Genomic DNA, 20,601 nt, shown 5'->3' with positions numbered 1-20,601 from the left:
GAGCAATTAAAGTGTACGTTGTACTTCAACTGTTTCGAATACTTCGATTTGGTCACCAACGCGAACATCGTTGTAGTTCTTAACGCCGATACCACATTCCATGCCGTTACGAACATCTTGAACGTCATCTTTAAAGCGACGTAGTGACTCAAGCTCACCTTCGTAAATAACCACGTTATCACGTAGTACACGAATTGGTGCGCTGCGTTTAATAGTACCTTCAGTAACCATACAACCAGCAATTGCGCCAATTTTTGGAGACTTAAACACGTCACGTACTTCAGCAAGACCAATAATCTCTTGCTTAAACTCAGGAGCAAGCATACCAGACATGGCTTGCTTAACTTCTTCGATTAGCGCATAGATTACGCTGTAGTAGCGAAGGTCTAAGTTTTCAGTATCAATCACTTTACGTGCAGATGCATCGGCACGAACGTTGAAGCCAACTACGATTGCGTTAGATGCAGCAGCAAGTGTTGCATCAGTTTCGGTGATACCACCTACGCCAGAACCAACAATCTTCACTTTTACTTCATCAGTAGAAAGCTTAGTTAGTGAGTCTGAAATTGCTTCGATTGAACCTTGAACGTCTGCTTTAAGTACCACGTTAACTTCTGATACATCGCCTTCAGCCATGTTAGTAAACATGTTTTCAAGCTTCGCTTTTTGCTGACGAGCCAATTTAACGTCGCGGAATTTACCTTGACGGTATAAAGCAACTTCACGCGCTTTACGCTCATCTTTAACAACAGTCGCTTCATCACCTGCAGCCGGAATACCAGAGAGACCTAAAATTTCAACTGGAATAGAAGGACCTGCTGATTTAATGTCTTTACCGTTTTCGTCTTTCATTGCACGAACACGGCCGTATTCAAGACCACACAGTACGATATCACCTTGGTTAAGGGTACCTGATTGAACTAAGATAGAAGCAACCGGACCACGCCCTTTATCAAGACGAGATTCAATTACAACACCTGCTGCCATGCCTTCTGATGGAGCACGAAGCTCTAAAAGCTCAGATTGCATAAGAACAGCTTCTAGTAAGTCATCAATACCTAAGCCTGTTTTAGCTGAGATATGAACGTACTGCGTATCGCCGCCCCAATCTTCTGGGATAACGTCTAGCTGAGCTAGCTCGTTTTTAACGCGATCTGGATCTGCGCCTTCTTTATCCATTTTGTTTACAGCAATAATTAAAGGAACGCCAGCTGCGCGAGCATGCTGTACCGCTTCTTTAGTTTGTGGCATTACACCATCGTCTGCTGCAACCACTAGGATTACAATATCTGTCGCTTTAGCACCACGTGCACGCATTGATGTAAACGCGGCGTGACCTGGTGTATCTAAGAAAGTGATCATGTTGCCGTTAGTTTCAACGTGGTATGCACCAATGTGCTGTGTAATACCACCGGCTTCGCCTGATGCAACTTTAGCTGAACGAATGTAATCAAGCGTTGATGTTTTACCATGGTCAACGTGACCCATTACAGTTACTACTGGCGCTCGCGGCTCAGACTTACCATCTTCATGACGGTCATTTAGTACTGTTTGCTCTAATTCGTTTTCTTTAACGATGATAACTTTGTGACCCATTTCTTCAGCAACAAGTTGTGCTGTTTCTTGGTCAATCACTTGGTTAATGGTAACCATGTCACCCATTTTCATCATTGTTTTAACAACTTCAGCGCCTTTAACAGCCATGCGCGATGCAAGCTCAGCTACTGTAATTGTTTCGCTAATACGCACTTCATTTTTAACATCGGCAGTTGGTTTTTGGAAACCATGTTGCAATGATGTAGGTGCTTTTAGCTTGCCTTTACGGCCTTTAGCGCCTGCAAATTTATCTTTTGCTGGGGCTTTTTTCTTTTTCTTCGCGCGGCGTGAACCTTGCTCATCACGTGCATCGGCAACATCTTCTGCCTCACGTGCATAAGTAGAAGTCGTAAGATGGTGATCCGCGGTTTCTTCGCGTTTCTTACGTTCTTCTTCTTCTTTTTTCCAGCGAGCTTCATTTTCTTCAGCTAGCTTTCTTGCCTCTTCTGCTTGACGTTTCGCTTCTTCTTCAGCTTTCTTCAATGCGGCCTCTTCTGCTTCTTTCTGCAGACGCTCAGCTTCGATGCGATCTTTCTCAGACTTAGCACTTTGCTCTGGGGTCATCTGCTGTTGTTTAGCTTTACGCTCTGCATCTGCTTTGCGTTTAGCTTCTTCTTTGGCTTTACGATCAGCGTCTTCTTTTGCTTTACGTTCTGCCTCTTGTTTCGCTTTTAATTCAGCGGCTTCTTGTGCAGCTTTTTGCTGCTCTTCGATACGCGCTTTTTCTTCAGCGGCTAGACGTTGCTGTTCTTGCTCTTGCTCCATTGCGCTCTTTTTCACGTAAGTACGTGTTTTGCGAACTTCAACTTGAACAGCTTTTGCCTTACCCGTAGAGCCCGTTACACTTAATGTGCTTTTGCTCTTACGTTGTAAAGTCATACGTGCTGGGCCATCTGAACCAGTACCACCGTGCGATTTGCTTAAGTGATCAAGTAACTGTGCTTTTTCAGCTTCAGTTACATTATCACCTGCTTTTTTAGTGATACCCGCTTGTGAAAATTGCTGAAGCAATTTATCAACAGTTGTACCTATATCGCCGGCTAGTTTTTCAACATTTACTTCTGCCATAGTGTGTAATACCTCCGTTAATAAATTACTCGTCTGCGAACCAACAAATATTACGTGCAGCCATAATTAGCTCACCTGCTTTTTCAGGTGTTAGCTCTGTAATATCTACCAATTCATCAATACCTTGCTCAGCTAAGTCTTCAAGTGTAATTACACCCTTGCTTGCCATAACAAATGCTAGATGACGCTCTAAGCCTTCAAGCGCAAGTAAGTCTTCAGCAGGCTCTACACCTTCTAAGCTTTCTTCCGTTTTAAGCGCTTTAGTGGTTAATGCATCTTTTGCACGTGAGCGCAGTAAATCAACCGTTTCTTCATCTAGGCCGTCGATTTCTAAAAACTCAGAAGCCGGCACATATGCTACTTCTTCAAGTGTTGAGAAACCTTCGTTGATAAGTAATGATGCAAATTCATCATCAATATCTAAGTTTTCAGTAAATAAGTTAATTAACTTATCTGACTCTGCTTCGTTTTTAGCGCGCATGTCTTCAACAGTCATTACGTTTAGTTCCCAGCCAGTTAATTGGCTTGCTAAACGAACATTTTGACCATTGCGACCAATTGCTTGTGCTAGGTTATCAGCTTCTACAGCGATATCCATTGAATGAGTGTCTTCATCCATTACGATTGAAGCTACTTCAGCCGGTGCCATTGCGTTAATAACAAACTGCGCTGGGTTGTCATCGTAAAGTACGATATCAACACGCTCGCCACCAAGCTCTGATGATACAGCTTGAACACGTGCACCACGCATACCAACACACGCACCTACTGGGTCAATACGCTTGTCGTTAGATTTAACGGCGATTTTAGCGCGTGAACCCGGATCGCGTGCTGCAGCACGAAGCTCAATCATTTCTTCGCCAATCTCTGGCACCTCAATGCGGAATAATTCCATCAGCATTTCTGGTTTTGAACGCGTTACAAATAACTGTGCGCCGCGAGCTTCAGGTTTAACTTCGTAAAGAAGACCACGGATACGATCTCCTGGACGGAAGTTTTCACGTGGCAGCATATCGTCACGGTAAATAACCGCTTCTGCGTTGTTACCTAAATCAAGTACGATTGCATCACGTGTTGCTTTTTTAACGACACCTGTTACTAGCTCGCCTTCTTGATCTTTATAAGCTTCTACAACTAAAGCGCGCTCAGCTTCACGTACTTTTTGTACGATAACTTGCTTTGCCATTTGTGTAGTTATGCGGTCGAATTTGATAGATTCAATCTGTTCTTCAACATAATCACCCAGTTGCAAGTCAGGTTCTTCAACTTGAGCTGCTTCTAATGTGATTTCGCTGTAAGGGTTTTCTAAAGAACCATCTTCTTGAACTTCTGCAATCTGCCAACGACGGAACGTGTCGTAATCACCGGTTTTACGGTCGATTGATACACGTACTTCAATTTCGCCATCGTGTTTTTTCTTTGTCGCTGTTGCTAGAGCGAACTCTAACGCTTCAAAAATCTTTTCTTTTGGAACCGCTTTCTCATTGGAAACGGCTTCAGCAACCAATAATATCTCTTTTGCCATGGGTAATGCCTCGCTTGCCCTATTCCTTCGCACTCGAATTAAAACTTTGCGATGATGTTCGCACGTTCGATATTGCTAAGCATGATTAAGTGCTCTTCGCCATCGCTTTTAAGTGTGATCATATCACTGCTAACTGCTACTAAGTCGCCTTTAAAATTACGGCGACCGTCTTGTGGAAGCTTAGTACGCACACGTACTTCCTCTCCTTGCGCCTTCTCGTAATGATCTTGTTTGAATAATGGACGATCAACACCAGGAGACGATACTTCCAAATCATATTCATTTGTAATTGGGTCTTCGACGTCTAAAATCGCACTAATTTGGCGACTCGCATCCGCACAATTATCAACAGATATTCCATCCTCATGGTCAATATAAACCCTTAAGGTAGAATGGCGGCCTGCTTGTACAAACTCAAGACCATGTAATTCAAAGCCTAACATTTCTACTGCAGGCGTAAGCATGGTTAATAAATCTTGCTCAAGTTTTGTCACGAAAATCCTCCATACAAACAAAAAAAGGGCTTATAGCCCTAAAATACTGAGTTTAAGTTTTGATTTAATGACAAAGCCATAAATCAATGGTGCAGATACAACAACGCCCCGAACCAAGCGGGGCGTCACACCAATAAAGCATAAAACTGTGTGGCCTCAGGCCAAGCTTGGCTGCGGGTCATTACACTGACCAAATTAAACTACATTAGCTTAAACGCAAAACGCGCATTACTTAGAATGCGCGATATAGAATTAGTAAGGATATACCTACTATAAAAATTGGTTGCGGGAGCCGGATTTGAACCGACGACCTTCGGGTTATGAGCCCGACGAGCTACCAGGCTGCTCCATCCCGCGCCAATAGATATTAAACCTAAAATTCAATATCGCTGTTAGTGGTTAATCAACCGCTAAACAATGGCGGCTATTATAAGGATATACGGGGTAATTAGCAACCATAATAACTAATAAGTTTGATAAAATCAGTGAACCCCCATTTTAAGCTTCACCAGTATGTACTATGATTATGCAGACGTTAAAATGGTAATAGTAACGTCACTAATACGTACGTAAAAAGCCGTATATTCATAAATAAAATATCTAAAATTCATAAAACTGATACAATTTTGTGCTTTTTACGTTTAGATTACGTGCGATATTTGAGCAACGCACTATACTAAAAGCTCACCGATGTGGATAAAAATAAAAATTACAAAATTTAATGAGATTGCTAATGAATACTTATCAGCCACAGTTAATTAAAAGTTTGCATATAGTAAAGCCAAACTTTCATGCGTTTACCGCGCGCTTTCATGCAAAGCTTGAAGGGTCAAATATAACAATGCAGTACCCAAGTGCCGCTTATTTTAACGAAAAAAGTTATATTTTATATTGTGTTTTAGAACGTATAGTTAGGCATTTAGATAACCCATCTTCTGTTGCCCCATTTTTAACCTTTCACTTGCAATACTTAAAAAAGATGGGCGTTACACCAAAAGAAATATCGCTACTGTGCGATGCCTTTTACGATACCTTAAACGAGCACTTAGGGCGTTTATTCACCGCACAAACACAGTTTGCTTGGCAAAAAGCGCTTCGTTATTTTGAAAGTTTTGCTAATACAACGCTGTTTAACAAAACAAATGTTATTTCGCTTGAGCAAAAAATCACTCAACTTCGCACAAGTAAGCTTTAAGTAATACAAGCTTTAGCTTTTATGCACGTATGAGCAAACTACCTAGATCCACGTTGTCGCTTTTTACGTACAACTAAATTTAGGTGGTTTATGGCTCATTATAAAGTGTTGCGCCTAATTTTAGGTGATCAACTCAATGCTTCGCATTCGTGGTTTAAAGAAAAAGAGCCTGATACGCTTTATTTAATTGCCGAGTTAAAACAAGAAACCAATTACGTTAAGCACCATGTGCAAAAGTTATGTGCTTTTTTTTATGCGATGGAGCGTTTTGCTTCAGCTTTACAAAGTGCGGATTACAGCACACTGCACCTTACCCTTGATGATACCCACCAAGACAAAACCTTGCCTGATTTACTCACGCGCATAGCTAAACTGTATCATTGCAGTGAAATACATTATCAATACCCTGATGAATTTCGCCTCAAAGCACAGCTAAGTAAATTTAAAAAAGAGTCTGATCTTCTTGTTAAAGCCTATGACACCGAGCATTTTATGCTGCCATTTGAGCGAATTTACGATCGGTTTGAAAAAAACAAACATGTGACTATGGAGCACTTTTATCGTGCTATGCGCAAGCAATACACTATTCTTATGGATGGGAGTAGCCCGCAAGGAGGGCAATGGAACTTTGATAGTAATAACAGAAACAAATTTAAAAAAGCAGATTTAAACGCTATCCCCCCGCCAAAATTATTTATTAACGATGTAAGCTCTATCATTAGCAGACTTAAAAAACATAACGTAAATTACTTTGGTGAAATAAATCCTCAGCAGTTGCCATGGCCGCTCACTCGCAAACAAGCCAAAACGTGTTTAGAGTATTTTTGTACCCACCTGCTAAAAAATTTCGGCCAGTTTCAAGATGCAATGACCGACCAAGTTACAAATAACGCCAGCTTGTACCATAGCCGTTTATCATTTGCTTTAAACGCCAAGTTAATCCACCCGCTGTACGTTATTAGGCGTGTAATTGACGAATTTAATGCTCACCCCGACACAATTTCGATTTCTCAAGTAGAGGGCTTTGTTAGGCAAATCCTAGGTTGGCGTGAATATGTTCGCTGTATATATTGGACAAACATGCCCGACTATGCACAAAAAAACCAATTACAGGCCAACCAGTCGTTACCAGGGTACTTTTGGCAGGGTAATGTAAAAATGAACTGTTTAAGCCATGCATTAACGCAGAGCTTAGACACCGCATACGCTCATCATATTCAAAGATTAATGATCATTGGTAATTTTTGCTTATTAACAGGCATCGACCCTAATGAAGTCGACCAGTGGTATTTAGGGGTTTATATTGATGCCATTGAATGGGTTGAAATGCCTAACACCCGTGGCATGAGCCAATTTGCAGATGATGCCATTATTGCCACTAAACCCTATGCAGCCAGTGGTAATTACATCAATAAAATGAGCGATTACTGCAAAAACTGTCATTATGATGTTAAGCAAAAAATAGGTGAGAAGGCGTGTCCTTACAACAGCTTATATTGGCAATTTATGGATAAACACCGCGCATTACTTGAAAAAAACCCACGCATTGGCATGGTTTATAGAAACTGGGATAAACAAACACCTCAACTTCAACAGCAGACCTTAGCCCAAGCAAATTATTATTTAACGCATATAAACGAGTTATAAAAACGAAAAAGCCGCCTCAGTTGAGGCGGCTACAATCAGGGAAAATGTTTATTAGCGATTATTTACCTTCGATTAGGTTTCCACCGCCAATTTCAATTTTACGAGGTTTAAGTGCTTCTGGGATTTCGCGCTCCAGGTCAATGCTAAGCAGACCGTTGGCTAAATCGGCACCGAGTACTTTTACATGATCCCCAAGTTGAAACTTACGCTCAAAGTTACGTTCAGCAATACCTTGATGAATAAACTTGCGCTCTTCATTTTCATCTTTGTTTGGTTTAGTGCCTGCAACTTTTAAAGTGTTGTTCTCTGACTCAATGGTCAGTTCATTTTCACTAAAACCAGCAACGGCCATAGTGATTCTGTATTTGTCTTTATCAAGTGCTTCGATATTGTAAGGAGGAAAGCTAGGCTGCTTGTCTGTACGAGCTGCCGCATCCATTAAAGATGCTAAATGATCAAAGCCGATGAATGAACGATAAAGTGGTGATAAGTCTACTGTACGCATAATAATATCCTCATATTTAAGCGATATAATGTTGTTACTTTTCGTTTGAACAAGTACAACACAATTAAATTAATAATATAAATTTCAATAACTTCTGTCTTTTTGGGGACCCATCAGGCGTCCTCACTAAACTATTTATGGGCAGTAAAATAGTTTTCAAGTAATTAAATTAAAAAAAGTGAAAAAAATAAAAAAGGGCACAAAAAAGTGCCCTCTTCGTATATTCATCAAATTACTCAATACACGTTACTTAATAAAAGTACCGCGAATTGGGTAGTCGTTTTCGCGTGAAAATTTAATACCGCCTAGCACCTGCTTAAGGCTTGGGCGAACAAATGGGCTATTTGATTTATCAAGCATCTGTACTTGGTTGTCTTCGTTTAAAACAATAATACAAGGCTCAGAAAATGGGTGATCTGTTTCAGCATCACTGCGCGGTTCACTAATGTATAAGCCTAAATCAGTCATTTGCTCAATGGTTAAATTGTAATAAAGAGGGAAATTTACGTCTATTTTTTCAAGATGCTTTTTAAGCTGCTCTTCGCTATCGCCACTTACTGCTACAACTTCTACACCTGCGCTGGCAAAATCGTCATGCATTGTTGCAAGCTCGTTGAGTTGCTCGGTACATTTAGGGCAATGCTGGCCTCTGTACACCACTATCATTTTCCAAGGTTTGTCGCTTACGCGGTCAACTAAATTCACGTCATTGTTATCTAAATCGCTTACCACTAAAGGCTGCATTACACTCGCTGGCTGTAAATTAACGTTACTCATTGTGATCTCCTTTTACTATTAAACTTGGGGTGTAGTAATAGAGCTTAGGGTATCTTTGTTTATTTCAACCATGAAAATGTAACTGAGAACGAAATGGCAGGCGCCTCGCTTTTATTAAGTAGCCTTGTTTAATGTGATTAGGAGAATTATAAGCTGTAAGCAGAATAATAAAATGTTAGATAAAACAGGCATCTTGCTCTTTTTAACTAGCATTAGCACAGTATAAACACCAAGCAGGTGTATGTAAGAAGCGTAAAGCTAACTCCAGCCTTTTATTTTTCTGTAAATAGTCGAGGCGCTTACGCCTAAATAGGCCGCAGCAAGTGGAATGTTATCATCGCATACGGCTATTGCCGACTCTATTGCCCTTTTTTCAACTTGCCAAAGGGGCTCTATGTCGTGTACGCCCATAAGCGAGTTAGTTTGTATTTGCTCTGCGGGTTGAGACGAGCTGGTATTTTTGATTGGAATAGCAGAATTAACACCAAATGAGCTTGGCAACATATCTAACTCAACTACGTCACCCTCGTTGATAACAACGATATTTTCGATAACATTTTGCAGCTCGCGGATATTACCGGGCCAATCGTAGTTACAAAAAAGGTTTTCAACTTCTTTTGAAAAGCGATGGAATAACTTAGCGTTACTTTCACTTTTTTGCTTTAAAATATGCTTTGCAAGCAACATTATATCGCCAGCTCGCTCGCGTAGCGGAGGTAACTTTACAGGAATAACATTAAGCCTATAGTATAAATCTTCTCTAAAACGCCCTTCGGCAACTTCAACTACAGGGCTTCTATTTGTTGCACACACTAGCCTTACATTACTGTGTAAAACCTCGCTACTACCTACCCGATTAAACGCACCCGTTTGTAAAAAACGCAATAACTTAGCCTGTAGGTTGAGCTCCATTTCACACAGTTCATCTAAAAATAAAGTACCACCGTTTGCAACTTCTACAGCCCCTTTCCTGTCACTTAGCGCTCCGCTAAAGGCCCCTTTTACATGGCCAAAAAACTCTGACTCAAATAACTCTCCTGGAATAGCAGCACAGTTAATTGCAATAAACGGCCCTTCACTTCGTGGGCTAGTGTCGTGCAAAGTTTGCGCGCACACCTCTTTACCTGTGCCACTCTCACCGGTAATAAAAACACATGCTTTGCTTCGCGCTGCACTATCTAAAAGCCTAAACACCGTTTGCATTGCTAACGATTCACCAATAAACCCGGAAGTGTTTTGCGCTTTTTGTTCTTGAATTTTAACTGCAGGAGGTGCTTTTTGCGAAAGCGCGCTATCTACGGCGCTCACTAAGCGCTGGCCTGAAAACGGTTTTTCTAAAAAATCAAAACCACCTAAACGCATTGCCTCTACTGCAACATCAATAGAGCTATTTGAGGTGATCATGACTACGTTAGCGGGCTTTTCTTGCTTTTTAACAAACTGCAGCACTTCTAAGCCACTAATATCGGGTAAACAAACATCTTGGACAATGACATCAGGCATCATCTCTTTTATACCTACCAAGGCCGAGTAGCCATCGGTAAAGTGTTTACATTCGTGCCCTGCTTGCTCTAATTGACTCGCATAAAGAGCCCCGCTTGCAATGCTGTCTTCTACTATGTAAACCAGTGATTTTTTTTGAGAATCGTTCATGGCAGAGCCTTTTAGGTAATATTATTAGCAATAACTTGGTATGCAGCGTGGGTTTTTTCTAGATTATGTTGAACGATCTGAGCAGCGTGAATATTTTCTTCAATGGTAACAGGGGGGTAATCATGTAATTGACTGGCAAGGGCTGCCAAAGTTAATGCGCCATATAGCGCCGCAGAATTTTTAAGTACGTGCATTATATCTTTAATATTATCTTCATCTTGCTCATCAATTGCATTTTTAAGACGAACTCGCATTTCTTCTAATTCATTAATAAATAAGTTTACCAGCCTTACTAAAGTGAGTGATCCAACATCTTGCTCTAATTGCGCTAGCACATGAGCTTGAGTGATGGTGTTATCAATATATTCTTCAGGTATTGGCATATTAGGCCTTTATTTATTATTGTGATACGAAGCTTTTATACGTTTTATACTTTTAGAGTAAGTCGTTTTTCGCATTTTGCAAATCTAAACATTAAGTTAAGTGTACATTTTTACCCATGTCGCCGTATTATTAGCTAAACTGCTTGGTCTTCCGAGTAAGTAACCTTGTGCTACATCACACCCTAGCTGCTCTAATATTTGTAATTGTTCGCGCTGTTCAATCCCCTCAGCAATGGTTTCTAAGCCGAGTCTTTGCGCCATAGCAATAATTGCGCTACACAGGGTAAAGTCTTCATTGTTCGTTGTAATGCCACTTATAAAGCTGCGATCTATTTTTAGCCCATCAATATTAAACTGCCTTAAAAGGCCTAAAGAGGCATAGCCCGTTCCAAAATCGTCTAGCCAAATTTTTACCCCTTCTTTATGAAAATGCTCAAATGTTTTAGCAATCCGCTGCGGACTTTTTATTAATGCTGTTTCTGTTAATTCTACTTTTATGGCTGCGGGGTCTATTTTATACTTATCAAGTAAGCTCATTACTTTAGAAAACACATCCCCTTCAATAATTTGTACCGGCGAAATATTCAATGAAATAGTTATATCATTCATACCTATTTTTCTCATTTGGCTTAAATCGCTTAGGGTTTGCTTAAAAATCCAATCACCTAAATCTAAAATCATACCTGACTGTTCTACATGCGGAATAAATTCATCTGGGCCAACAACACCATAGCGTGAAGATTCGCAGCGCACTAATGATTCAAAGCCAACTAATTGCCCACTTGTTAAAGATACAAGCGGCTGGTACACCATATTAAAACAATGGTTTTTCATTGCATGAGCCATAATTTGCTCAAGTTCATGCCAGCGTGCAATGTTGACCGTATTGATAGGCTCTAAACTTTTAAAAGCATTCATAAATTTCTCCACAAATAAGGGCTCACCGTAAGCTTGTTACATAAATTGCAAATTGCAGACCAAAACGACCCGTCAAAATAAAAAATAAACACATAAAATTCAATTAGTTAAAAGCGGACTGTTAGTCTAAAATTATTGATAGGTATATTTGCATTTTGCAAATCACACTGACACGCAAGCTGATTTAAAGTGGGAGCAGGAGTAAGCGATGGTTTGGGTATAAAGTGGCTTTAAAAATAAAAAGGCTGACCTAATTGCTTAGAGTCAGCCGAAATAAATACTAAAGGAGAAGTATTGTTTAGTTGTTTAAACCTTGTGTGCCTGATTGGGCAGATTGCTCATCTATGTTTTGAGCGTAGTTTAATGTGTTGCTTTCAATAGTGGCATTATCTAAATCACTATTACTAAACTTATTGGTGAACATCTCGGTATTACCTTTATTAACAGGTTCAATAGTAACGGTGCCTCGCAGTGCTGTTGCACCAACAATAACAGCTGCAACAATAATAATAGACAGCACCATTAACTCTGGAGTAAGAACAAAAGACATTTTTTTTGGTTGCTGTTTAACTTTAGTATTAGTTTGCATAATGGACACCCTTAAAATTTATTTAACTACTTAGCAAATTTATATCAATGATAACTTCGCTCTACTTGGTGTTTATATTGCGAAAGCCATGCCATAATAAATTTAATGATGATAAAAAATTTAAGTCTTTATAAATCAATGGGTAAATGAATTACTTTGATAGGGAGAATAAAAAATAGCTGAGCGGATATTTGCATTATGAGATTCAATTTCATTTTGATTTGCAAAATGCAAACCAATTTAAAAATAATCATTAAGAACCAACCCGAAAAAAATTTAAAATCAAAAAGAACTAGTATTTTAGTGCTATTTAATAATTTTTTAATACATTAAGGCTTTTTAGGCAGTAAAAGTAATTGACTACGCAATACTCAATCGCCACCGCTTTTTTGAGAAAACAGTCAATTTTAACCTTTTGAGGTTAAATTTTTGCTAAACCCACTATTTATGTTTATTTACTTAACAACTAAAAACTTTAATCACAAATACCTTAAGGCCATCTATAACTATTTACCTAAAAGCACGGTTGCATTGCTTGTTACTTTAATAATGACCAAATTTCGTTAATGCGCTCTAACTTAGAGTGTTTAGCGTCATTAAGTTTTGGTAAGTATTGATTTAAGAGCAAATTGAGTTTTTCGCTAATAATTGGTTTAGCTAAATAGTCATTCATTCCTGCTTTAATAAAACGCTCTTTATCACCATGAATCGCATTCGCTGTTAACGCTATAATAGGGGTGACAATAGCTAACTCTCTGATTTTTTTAGTGGCAGAAATACCGTCTAAAATTGGCATCTGAATATCCATAAATATTAAATCTATTGTTTGCGTTTTAACTTTTTCAATCGCCTCTTGCCCATTACTGGCTATTTTAACTAAGCACCCTTGCTGCTCTAAAAATTGCTGAATCACAATTTGGTTATTTTTATTGTCTTCAACCACGAGTACGTGCGTACCTTTAAATGGCTGAGCATTAATAGTGGCTGTGTTTAGTGTGGTTTCTTTTTTATTAGTAAAAATAATATCAAGATGAAAAAGCTCTTCCTCAAGCGCAGCAATCGCTCTGGGCAAATGCGAAGGCTTAAAAGGCCCATTAAACATCAACATACCAGAGCTCGGCGCCTCTGTTTTTTGGTTTTTACCCAGTAGGTCTATGAGTAATAAACACGGTTTATTTAGGCTCTTATAACTTTTTAAAAATTGTTGCGCTGCGTCTAAATCGGCTTTATTAGTGGTAACAATAGCGTCGGGCGTATCGATACAGTCTAGCTTTTCGATGTTTTCAAGGCGTGAAAAATCTATCGAATGGCGAGTAAGCATATGCTCTATCGCCTTGTTTAATGGCAAGTTTTTACTTATCACACACACATAGGGCTTTTTAGTTCTGGCAGAAAAGCCTTCTCTTTGCACCTGCTCGCTTGTATCTATTAATAAAGGGTAATTCACAATAAACTCACTCCCTTTACCAAACTGCGAGTTAACCGTAATACTGCCCCCTGCAGCATCACATATTTGCTTACATATGGCTAAGCCTAAGCCACTTCCGCCATATTCCCGAGTGATAGAGTTATCCGATTGTATAAACGGCTTAAACATACTCTCGAGCTTGTTTTGCGCAATCCCTATTCCTGTATCTTTAAAGCTAAGCTGCAGGGTAAATTTATTATTTTCAAACTCAACACACTGTGCTGTCACTATAAGTGAACCCTTTTGAGTAAACTTAATGGCATTGGAGAGTAAATTTATTGCAATTTGCCTAATACGACCATGATCGCCCACCACCTGCGCAGGAACATCAGGGTGCAGATCAAAAATAAGTTCGAGGCCTTTTTGCACGGCGCTTTCACTTACAATATCAATAGCCTCTTCTAAGCAAATATCGAGGCTAAATGGCTGATTATCTATTGAGATTGCTTGCGCTTCAAAGCGTGAGTAGGTCAGCACGTCATCTAAAATACTCAATAATGCATCTGAACTTGTTTTAATCATTTGGGTGTAACGTTTTTGATCTGTTGTAAGCCCAGTGTCGTGTAAGATATCTGCACAGCCAATCACTGCATTTAAAGGTGTGCGTATTTCATGGCTTATATTGGCCATAAAGCGACTTTTAGACTCAGCCAACGATTCAGCCTGATGCTTAGCATCTAAGAGTATTTGTTCAGCTATCACACGTTCTTGAATATCAACCACGGTCGCCGCTATAGACGTTAAGTGTGTGCCATTAAATGAGGTAATGGGTGTGAGGGTCATTTCAACCCAATTTGGCTCATTAAGCGCGTTGGTTAACCTAATATCTAAACGTTTAACTTCTCGATTGCCACTACTGTAACCTGTAAGAGCTGTGTTTAGCTTTTCCACATCCTCGCTCATTACAAAATTAGCAACGGGTAAACCAAGGTGTTTATTTATGTCTGTTTGGAAAAAATCTTGCCATGCTTTGTTCATAAACAATAACCCGCCCTGCGCATCTAACCTCAATACAATATCAGGGATGTTATCGACCACAGAGTGGTAGTTATATTCTATTTCTGCCATGGCTTGTTCAGCTTTTACACGCTGGGTAATGTTGGTTTCTATGGCTATAAAATGCTTAACATTACCGTCATCATCTTTTACAGGGGTAGCATCAATAGCAACCCAGTATTCGTTTTTATTTTTATCATAATTAACGGTTTCTATTTGAAAAGGCTCGGCATTTTTAATCGCTTTAGCCATTAACTGGCGCGACTCTAGGCTTGTTTTAGGCCCTTGCAACAGTTTACCGGGGCTAAGCCCGATGACTTCTTCACATTTATAACTAGTAAGCGTTTCAAAGCTTTTATTAACCCATTCTATTTTGCCAAATCGGTCGGTAATTATAACTAAATTATTGGTGTGGCTTGCCACTAAAGAAAGTCGCTTAGCGTACTCTTGTTGCTGGGTGAGTAAGTATTGGTAGTCTTTATGTCGTTGAATGTCGTGTAACGAGCCAATAAACCCGCCGCTATCGTCGCAGGCCAAGCGCATTTCAAACCAGTTAGTAAGGCCGTCATTATTTTTTACTTGCAGCTCTATACTGGCACTAAAAACGCCTTCAAAAATAGACTCAATATACGCTGACAGCTTTAACGAGTCTTTGGTCTCTAACAGCGATGTGATTTTTTTACCTATTAGCATGGCCGGCGTAAAACCCAACTTATTAAGCCATGCTTCGTTCACGTAGCTAAACACTAAATGTTTATCACATTCAAATACACATTCATCAAGTAAGGCAAGTAACTTAGTTTGCCTGCGGGTATTTGCAGAAAGCTGCTCTATTAGCGCGTAATGAACTTGTACTTGTAGCTCGTCTTTTTCTTCCATATGCGCCTCATTCATTTACTAATTCTGTATGGCTGCACACCTTGGCATAAAGCGGAAAAACCTCTTCACAGTAAAATGATTGCTCAAACGGCGTTCTGCTTGATGTACAGTCATTAAGTACCGTCACATTAAAGCCAAGCTCTACCGCTGAACGCGCCGTAGAGTCAATGCAAATAGAGGTCACCGTGCCTGCTAAAACAATGTTATTGATGCCATTTTTATTAAGCACATTTGCAAGCTCTGTATGAGTAAACGCATTTAACCCGCGTTTACCGGGTATTTGCATAATACGTTTGCCATATTTATCAAATTCTTTAATGCCTTGAGCACCATAAGAGTCGGCTTTAAAAGCCCCTACTTCGGCAATCACTTTTAATATACCAATTGGGTTTTTAAGCTCGCTATAATCTTGTGTAAAGTGAATAGGCGTACTGAGCACTAATGCAAATTTATCTATGTATTTGTCAAGCAGCGCTAACGTGTTATTTACCACGCCGGTTACTCTTGATGACTCTTCAACCACTTGGTATAAAATGCCATCAGGCGAAAAGTAATCATTTTGAAAACCAATGAGCAGCAAAGCTGTTTTTGATAAATCGTTCATAGCGTCCTCCTAAACGGGCCTTTAGGCAGCTTGCCAAGGCTTAATAAACTCTTCTAATACAGCTTTTGTTACCGGTTTTTGAAGGTAGTGCGTCACCCCTTTTTCGAATAACTGAGCAATTTGTTGCTCCTCAGTAATGCCCGTTAAAATAACTTTTGGCGTGTTATCGTTTGGGGTGTTTTGTTTAATGAGCTGCTGAGCCACATCACTGCCAAACATACCTGGCATACGCTCATCTAACAGCAGTAAATCGAAAGGTTCTTGCTGGGCAATAAGTAAGGCACTTGAGCCATTTTCTGCACAGGTTACTGCGCAGCCAAGCATTTCAAGCATGACTTTGGTCGCAACTTGGCTTGGCAAGCTGTCATCAGCAACCAATACAGATAATTTGCTGTGGGTATTTAAATTATTAACCGCATTTACTAAGTCAGTATCAAAAAACGGCCACGCCAATACAGGTTGAGAAATAGCGTGATGGCTTTGCAGCTCACTGAGCGCATCAAATGCGCAAATTTTAATACTCTGAGACGCCCCATTATTTAAAAAATCACTCACAAGTTGCTCTGCAGATAGGTGACGCGCATCTTCAATTTTTAAAGCGTTGGTGTGGTTGCTGTCGGCGAGTTTTAAACCATAGTTTTGCGCACTAAAATTAACTAGGTAATGAATGCTTTGCTCTAAGTCGTCTTTATTATTGGCTGCGCTAATAAACTCTTTGTTTGTATCTACCGCTGAAATTGGCTCACGGGTTGCAAGTAAACCGTGTATATCAATGGTGTGCATTTCAGGATTCGAATCTACCCAGTAATTTAAATTAATGCCCTGTAAATTGGCCTCTACTGTTAGCAAAAAATGGCTTTTAGCGGCTTTTAGCGAAGGCAAAATAAACGCTTCACACTGGATAATCATTTGCTCAGGAGACACCTGTAAACAAATATAATTACACTGTAATTTGTTGATGAGTGTAATTGCCACATTTGTGTTGTCTGCTTTGCAAAAGCGGGCAATTACCCCTTGAATAATTTCTAAAACATGACTGTTATTACTCATCATCGTTCCTAATAAGAATGGCTCTGTAGTTAAATATCAATTTACATGCCACTTGCAGCGTCTTTACTAATACGATGAATTCATTAGATTTAAAAATTACACATCCTTTGCATAAATGCGCTTTTGCAAATTGCAATTCAAAATGCATGGCAAATGAGTAATTAAGCGAGTTAACAGTAAAACAGAATTAACCAATCGATTTTTTGCGCTTTAAATTATTAATTAATCGTTTAATATGAACCCAACTAAATTGAGGAGAGTATTATGCTTACAGTAATTTTTGGCCGCGAAGGCTGCCCATTTTGTGTACGTGCTAAAGACGTTGCCGAACAACTATCAAATGAGCGTGATGATTTTAAGTTTCGTTACATCGATATTATCAAAGAAGGCATTAGCAAAGCGGATTTAGAAAAGTCTGCAGGAAAACCATGCCCAACTGTGCCACAAATTTTTGTAGATCAAACCCACATTGGTGGATTTACTGAATTTGAAGCTTACGCAAAAGAAAATCTAGGCCTATATAAATAACGCTTTGTATATAGCTTGTTAACCAGTTTAAAAAATCAAAAATTTAAACTGGTTAAATTTCGACCAACATCAACCACATACAAATTAGTTGTAATTTATACAAGCAATTGCCTCGTATTTCCTATACAATGCGCGCCTCTTTAAATTCGTTGAGGCGTATTAATGTCAGAACCAGTCACGTTTGAATCTCTAAATCTTTCTCCTGCAATTTTAAAGGCAGTTGAAGAGTTGGGTTACAAGACACCATCTGAAATCCAAGCTCAATGTATACCGTTATTGCTAGAAAGAAAGGACGTACTGGGACTAGCACAAACGGGTACAGGTAAAACTGCAGCATTTGCACTGCCGTTACTAAACAATATTGACCCGTCTGTGAAACAGCCACAGATCCTTGTACTCACACCTACACGTGAGCTTGCGATCCAAGTTGCTGAGGCATTTGAACAATATGCAAAAGGTACTCGTGGTGTTGAAGTATTAGCACTGTACGGTGGCCAAAGCTACAGCATTCAATTAAGCGCACTTCGTCGTGGCGCACAAATTATTGTTGCTACTCCGGGTCGATTAATCGATCACATAAACCGTGGCACTATCAAGTTTGATGCTTTACAAGCACTTGTACTTGATGAAGCCGATGAAATGTTACGTATGGGCTTTATCGATGATGTTGAAAACATCATGGAAAAAACACCGCGCGAGAAGCAAACATGTCTTTTCTCTGCGACCATGCCTAAGCAAATTCAAAACATCAGCAGCAAATATATGAATAACCCTGAACAGGTTCATATTTCTGCGCGTAACTCAACTGTATCATCTGTTGAGCAAGTGTTTTGGAATGCACACGTACATAAAAACAAAGCCATTGTTCGTTTCTTAGAAGCAGAGCAATACGAAGGTGCTATTGTTTTCGTACGTACACGTAACGACACAGTGCAACTTGCTGAGTTACTAGAGCGCGAAGGTTTCTCTGCTGCGCCACTTAATGGTGACATGAACCAGCAAGCACGTGAGCGCACGGTAGATCGCTTAAAAAGCGGTATGCTAAACGTTGTTATTGCAACAGACGTAGCAGCACGTGGTCTTGATGTAGACCGTTTAAGCTTAGTTATCAACTACGATATTCCACAAGACTCAGAAGCCTACGTTCACCGTATCGGCCGTACAGGTCGTGCTGGACGTACTGGTAAAGCAATTTTATTTGTTAAGCATAACGAACGTTATTTACTTAAAAATATCATTCGTCATACTAAGTCTGAAATTGCACAAGTTGAGCTACCTACAGCTAAAGTAGTTGAAGAAAAACGAATTAATGCGTTAAAAGAAAAGCTTACGCTTGCTCTTGAAAACAAAGACATTACGTTCTTCAATGAAGTTGCTGCTAGCATGGCACAAAAACTAGACTTATCTTTAGAAGACCTAGCGGGTGCATTACTGTGTTTAGCACAGCAACAATCGCCAATTAAAGTTGAAGAAGTTAAGATTCAACCTCGCAACGAGCGTAATACACGTAACGAGCGTGGCGATCGTAATGACCGTCGTCGTAACGAACGTGGTGACCGCCCTGAGCGTAAACCTCGCGAGCGTAACAGCCGCGATGCAGGCCCTATGGATACTTACCGTATCGAAGTGGGTCGTGAGCACGGTGTACAGGTTAAAAACATTGTTGGCGCGATTGCTAACGAAGCTGATATCTCAAGCAAGTTTATTGGTGACATTCGTCTACACGACAGTCACAGTACGGTACAATTACCGCAAAACATGCCTAAAGATGTACTTGATCACTTCCAAAAAGTGTTTATTTGTAAACGCCCAATGGGTATGACACTAACACAAGATCAAGGCCCAGCTGAGCCACGTGGTGAACGCGCTGAGCGCCCAAGTGGTGATAAAAAGCGTAGCTTTAACAAAGACAACCAACGCGGTGATAAGCGTGGCGGTCCTCGTAAAGAACGTCGCCCTGTGAGCTTCACATCTAACTAAGCTTTATAGCTTACGTTATAAAAAACCTTGCCACGAAAGTGCCAAGGTTTTTTTGTTTTAAAGCCACTGCTTTTGTAAAAAATAAAAATTCTGTAAACTAAGAAAAAACTATAATTCACGGATGAATTAAAATTGAAAAAATATAATGACAACTTGCTCTTTGCAGCAATAATAAGCTTTCCAATACTGAGCATTGCCATGCTTATGTTAATGGATTTTACCGACCCGCCATTTATCGAAAATAAAATTTATGAGGCTATTTTTTATATAGCGCTTCCTATTTTTTGCGGGGCATCATTTATCTATCTCCATGTACTTGTAATCAAAAAATATAGACGTTGCAGTGACTATAGAGAGCACCTTAAAGATAGCTTTTCAGATACAAAAATGAAGTTATCATTAATCTTCATCTACCCATTACTCCCTTTGTTAATCTATGCAACTCTCTATTTTTTACTCTCTGCCCCCATTGAGTTATGGGCTTACTACACGCAAGGCGATTATTGGTATAAGGAATATATCCTCACTGATGTACAAGAATGTGGGTCTGATTATGAAGATAGTTGTACTCGTTTATACTTTAAAGACCCTACAACTAACACAACGCACGATTTTAGATGGTACGACGATAAATCTACAATAATGAATAACAAAAACGATTATGTGTATATTGTTGGTGAGGCCAGTTTGTTTGGCTATATAGTGAGAGAATTAGAAAGGTAATTAACACTACTTTTTACATTGCA

17 protein-coding genes and 1 tRNA gene are annotated in these 20,601 nt (G+C 39.6%); 5 read left to right on the top strand and 13 right to left on the bottom strand.

Features of this window, described 5'->3' with window-relative positions:
• Nucleotides 1-6: 6 nt before the first annotated feature.
• From infB to PSH48_RS01510, 4 genes are all read right to left on the bottom strand, one after another.
• Nucleotides 7-2,664, bottom strand: a complete 2,658-nt coding sequence (gene infB / locus PSH48_RS01525; RefSeq protein WP_004585885.1) for a translation initiation factor IF-2 — start codon at nucleotides 2,662-2,664, stop codon at nucleotides 7-9.
• Nucleotides 2,665-2,689: 25 nt separating this feature from the next.
• Nucleotides 2,690-4,189, bottom strand: a complete 1,500-nt coding sequence (gene nusA / locus PSH48_RS01520) for a transcription termination factor NusA (RefSeq protein WP_004585884.1) — start codon at nucleotides 4,187-4,189, stop codon at nucleotides 2,690-2,692.
• A 38-nt stretch (nucleotides 4,190-4,227) separates the two neighbouring features.
• The gene (rimP, locus tag PSH48_RS01515) at nucleotides 4,228-4,683 is read right to left on the bottom strand and encodes a ribosome maturation factor RimP (protein WP_004585883.1); all 456 of its coding nucleotides are present in this window, start codon (nucleotides 4,681-4,683) and stop codon (nucleotides 4,228-4,230) included.
• A 280-nt stretch (nucleotides 4,684-4,963) separates the two neighbouring features.
• Nucleotides 4,964-5,040 (bottom strand) — tRNA-Met (locus PSH48_RS01510).
• Between the two features lie 376 nt (nucleotides 5,041-5,416).
• Here PSH48_RS01510 and PSH48_RS01505 point away from each other — a divergent pair.
• Nucleotides 5,417-5,878, top strand: a complete 462-nt coding sequence (locus tag PSH48_RS01505; RefSeq protein ID WP_273610773.1) for a globin — start codon at nucleotides 5,417-5,419, stop codon at nucleotides 5,876-5,878.
• Between the two features lie 90 nt (nucleotides 5,879-5,968).
• Entirely contained in the window at nucleotides 5,969-7,525 is a 1,557-nt protein-coding gene (locus tag PSH48_RS01500) for a cryptochrome/photolyase family protein (RefSeq protein WP_273610772.1), read from the top strand.
• 58 nt (nucleotides 7,526-7,583) lie between these two features.
• Here the strand turns inward: PSH48_RS01500 and PSH48_RS01495 are convergent, their stop codons facing one another.
• The 9 genes from PSH48_RS01495 to PSH48_RS01455 form a co-directional block, all read right to left on the bottom strand.
• Entirely contained in the window at nucleotides 7,584-8,030 is a 447-nt protein-coding gene (locus tag PSH48_RS01495) for an Hsp20 family protein (RefSeq protein WP_004585880.1), read from the bottom strand.
• Between the two features lie 246 nt (nucleotides 8,031-8,276).
• On the bottom strand, nucleotides 8,277-8,807 hold the full coding sequence (locus PSH48_RS01490; RefSeq protein ID WP_004585879.1) for a peroxiredoxin-like family protein: 531 nt from the start codon (nucleotides 8,805-8,807) through the stop codon (nucleotides 8,277-8,279).
• A gap of 258 nt (nucleotides 8,808-9,065) precedes the next feature.
• A complete protein-coding gene (locus tag PSH48_RS01485) occupies nucleotides 9,066-10,460 on the bottom strand; it encodes a sigma-54-dependent transcriptional regulator (protein WP_273610771.1) in 1,395 nt (464 codons plus the stop codon).
• A gap of 11 nt (nucleotides 10,461-10,471) precedes the next feature.
• A complete protein-coding gene (locus PSH48_RS01480) occupies nucleotides 10,472-10,843 on the bottom strand; it encodes an Hpt domain-containing protein (RefSeq protein ID WP_138577442.1) in 372 nt (123 codons plus the stop codon).
• A 96-nt stretch (nucleotides 10,844-10,939) separates the two neighbouring features.
• A complete protein-coding gene (locus PSH48_RS01475) occupies nucleotides 10,940-11,761 on the bottom strand; it encodes a putative bifunctional diguanylate cyclase/phosphodiesterase (protein ID WP_223230600.1) in 822 nt (273 codons plus the stop codon).
• Nucleotides 11,762-12,059: 298 nt separating this feature from the next.
• Nucleotides 12,060-12,350, bottom strand: coding sequence for a hypothetical protein (locus tag PSH48_RS01470; protein ID WP_024033795.1), 291 nt, complete (start codon nucleotides 12,348-12,350; stop codon nucleotides 12,060-12,062).
• A gap of 538 nt (nucleotides 12,351-12,888) precedes the next feature.
• Nucleotides 12,889-15,708, bottom strand: a complete 2,820-nt coding sequence (locus tag PSH48_RS01465; RefSeq protein WP_273610770.1) for a PAS domain-containing protein — start codon at nucleotides 15,706-15,708, stop codon at nucleotides 12,889-12,891.
• Nucleotides 15,701-16,297, bottom strand: coding sequence for a cysteine hydrolase (locus PSH48_RS01460; RefSeq protein ID WP_024031899.1), 597 nt, complete (start codon nucleotides 16,295-16,297; stop codon nucleotides 15,701-15,703). Before PSH48_RS01460 ends, PSH48_RS01465 begins: the two co-directional genes overlap by 8 nt.
• 21 nt (nucleotides 16,298-16,318) lie before the next feature.
• Nucleotides 16,319-17,347: a response regulator gene (locus PSH48_RS01455; RefSeq protein ID WP_273610769.1), complete on the bottom strand. Its 1,029-nt coding sequence runs from the start codon at nucleotides 17,345-17,347 to the stop codon at nucleotides 16,319-16,321.
• Nucleotides 17,348-17,611: 264 nt separating this feature from the next.
• Here PSH48_RS01455 and PSH48_RS01450 point away from each other — a divergent pair, with 264 nt between their 5' ends.
• The 3 genes from PSH48_RS01450 (at nucleotide 17,612) to PSH48_RS01440 (ending at nucleotide 20,578) form a co-directional block, all read left to right on the top strand.
• Nucleotides 17,612-17,875, top strand: a complete 264-nt coding sequence (locus PSH48_RS01450; protein ID WP_004587283.1) for a GrxA family glutaredoxin — start codon at nucleotides 17,612-17,614, stop codon at nucleotides 17,873-17,875.
• 162 nt (nucleotides 17,876-18,037) lie between these two features.
• Nucleotides 18,038-19,855, top strand: coding sequence for a DEAD/DEAH box helicase (locus tag PSH48_RS01445; RefSeq protein WP_004587284.1), 1,818 nt, complete (start codon nucleotides 18,038-18,040; stop codon nucleotides 19,853-19,855).
• Nucleotides 19,856-19,987: 132 nt separating this feature from the next.
• Complete coding sequence (locus tag PSH48_RS01440; protein WP_273610768.1) at nucleotides 19,988-20,578, top strand: hypothetical protein; 591 nt, start codon at nucleotides 19,988-19,990, stop codon at nucleotides 20,576-20,578.
• Nucleotides 20,579-20,601 lie beyond the last annotated feature (23 nt).

It is taken from the genome of Pseudoalteromonas sp. Angola-4, from assembly GCF_028599265.1.
In the GTDB taxonomy this organism is placed as follows: Bacteria; Pseudomonadota; Gammaproteobacteria; order Enterobacterales; family Alteromonadaceae; genus Pseudoalteromonas; species Pseudoalteromonas atlantica.
Note: the sequence above shows the minus strand (reverse complement) of the source record. Positions and strands in the feature narration are given on the sequence as shown.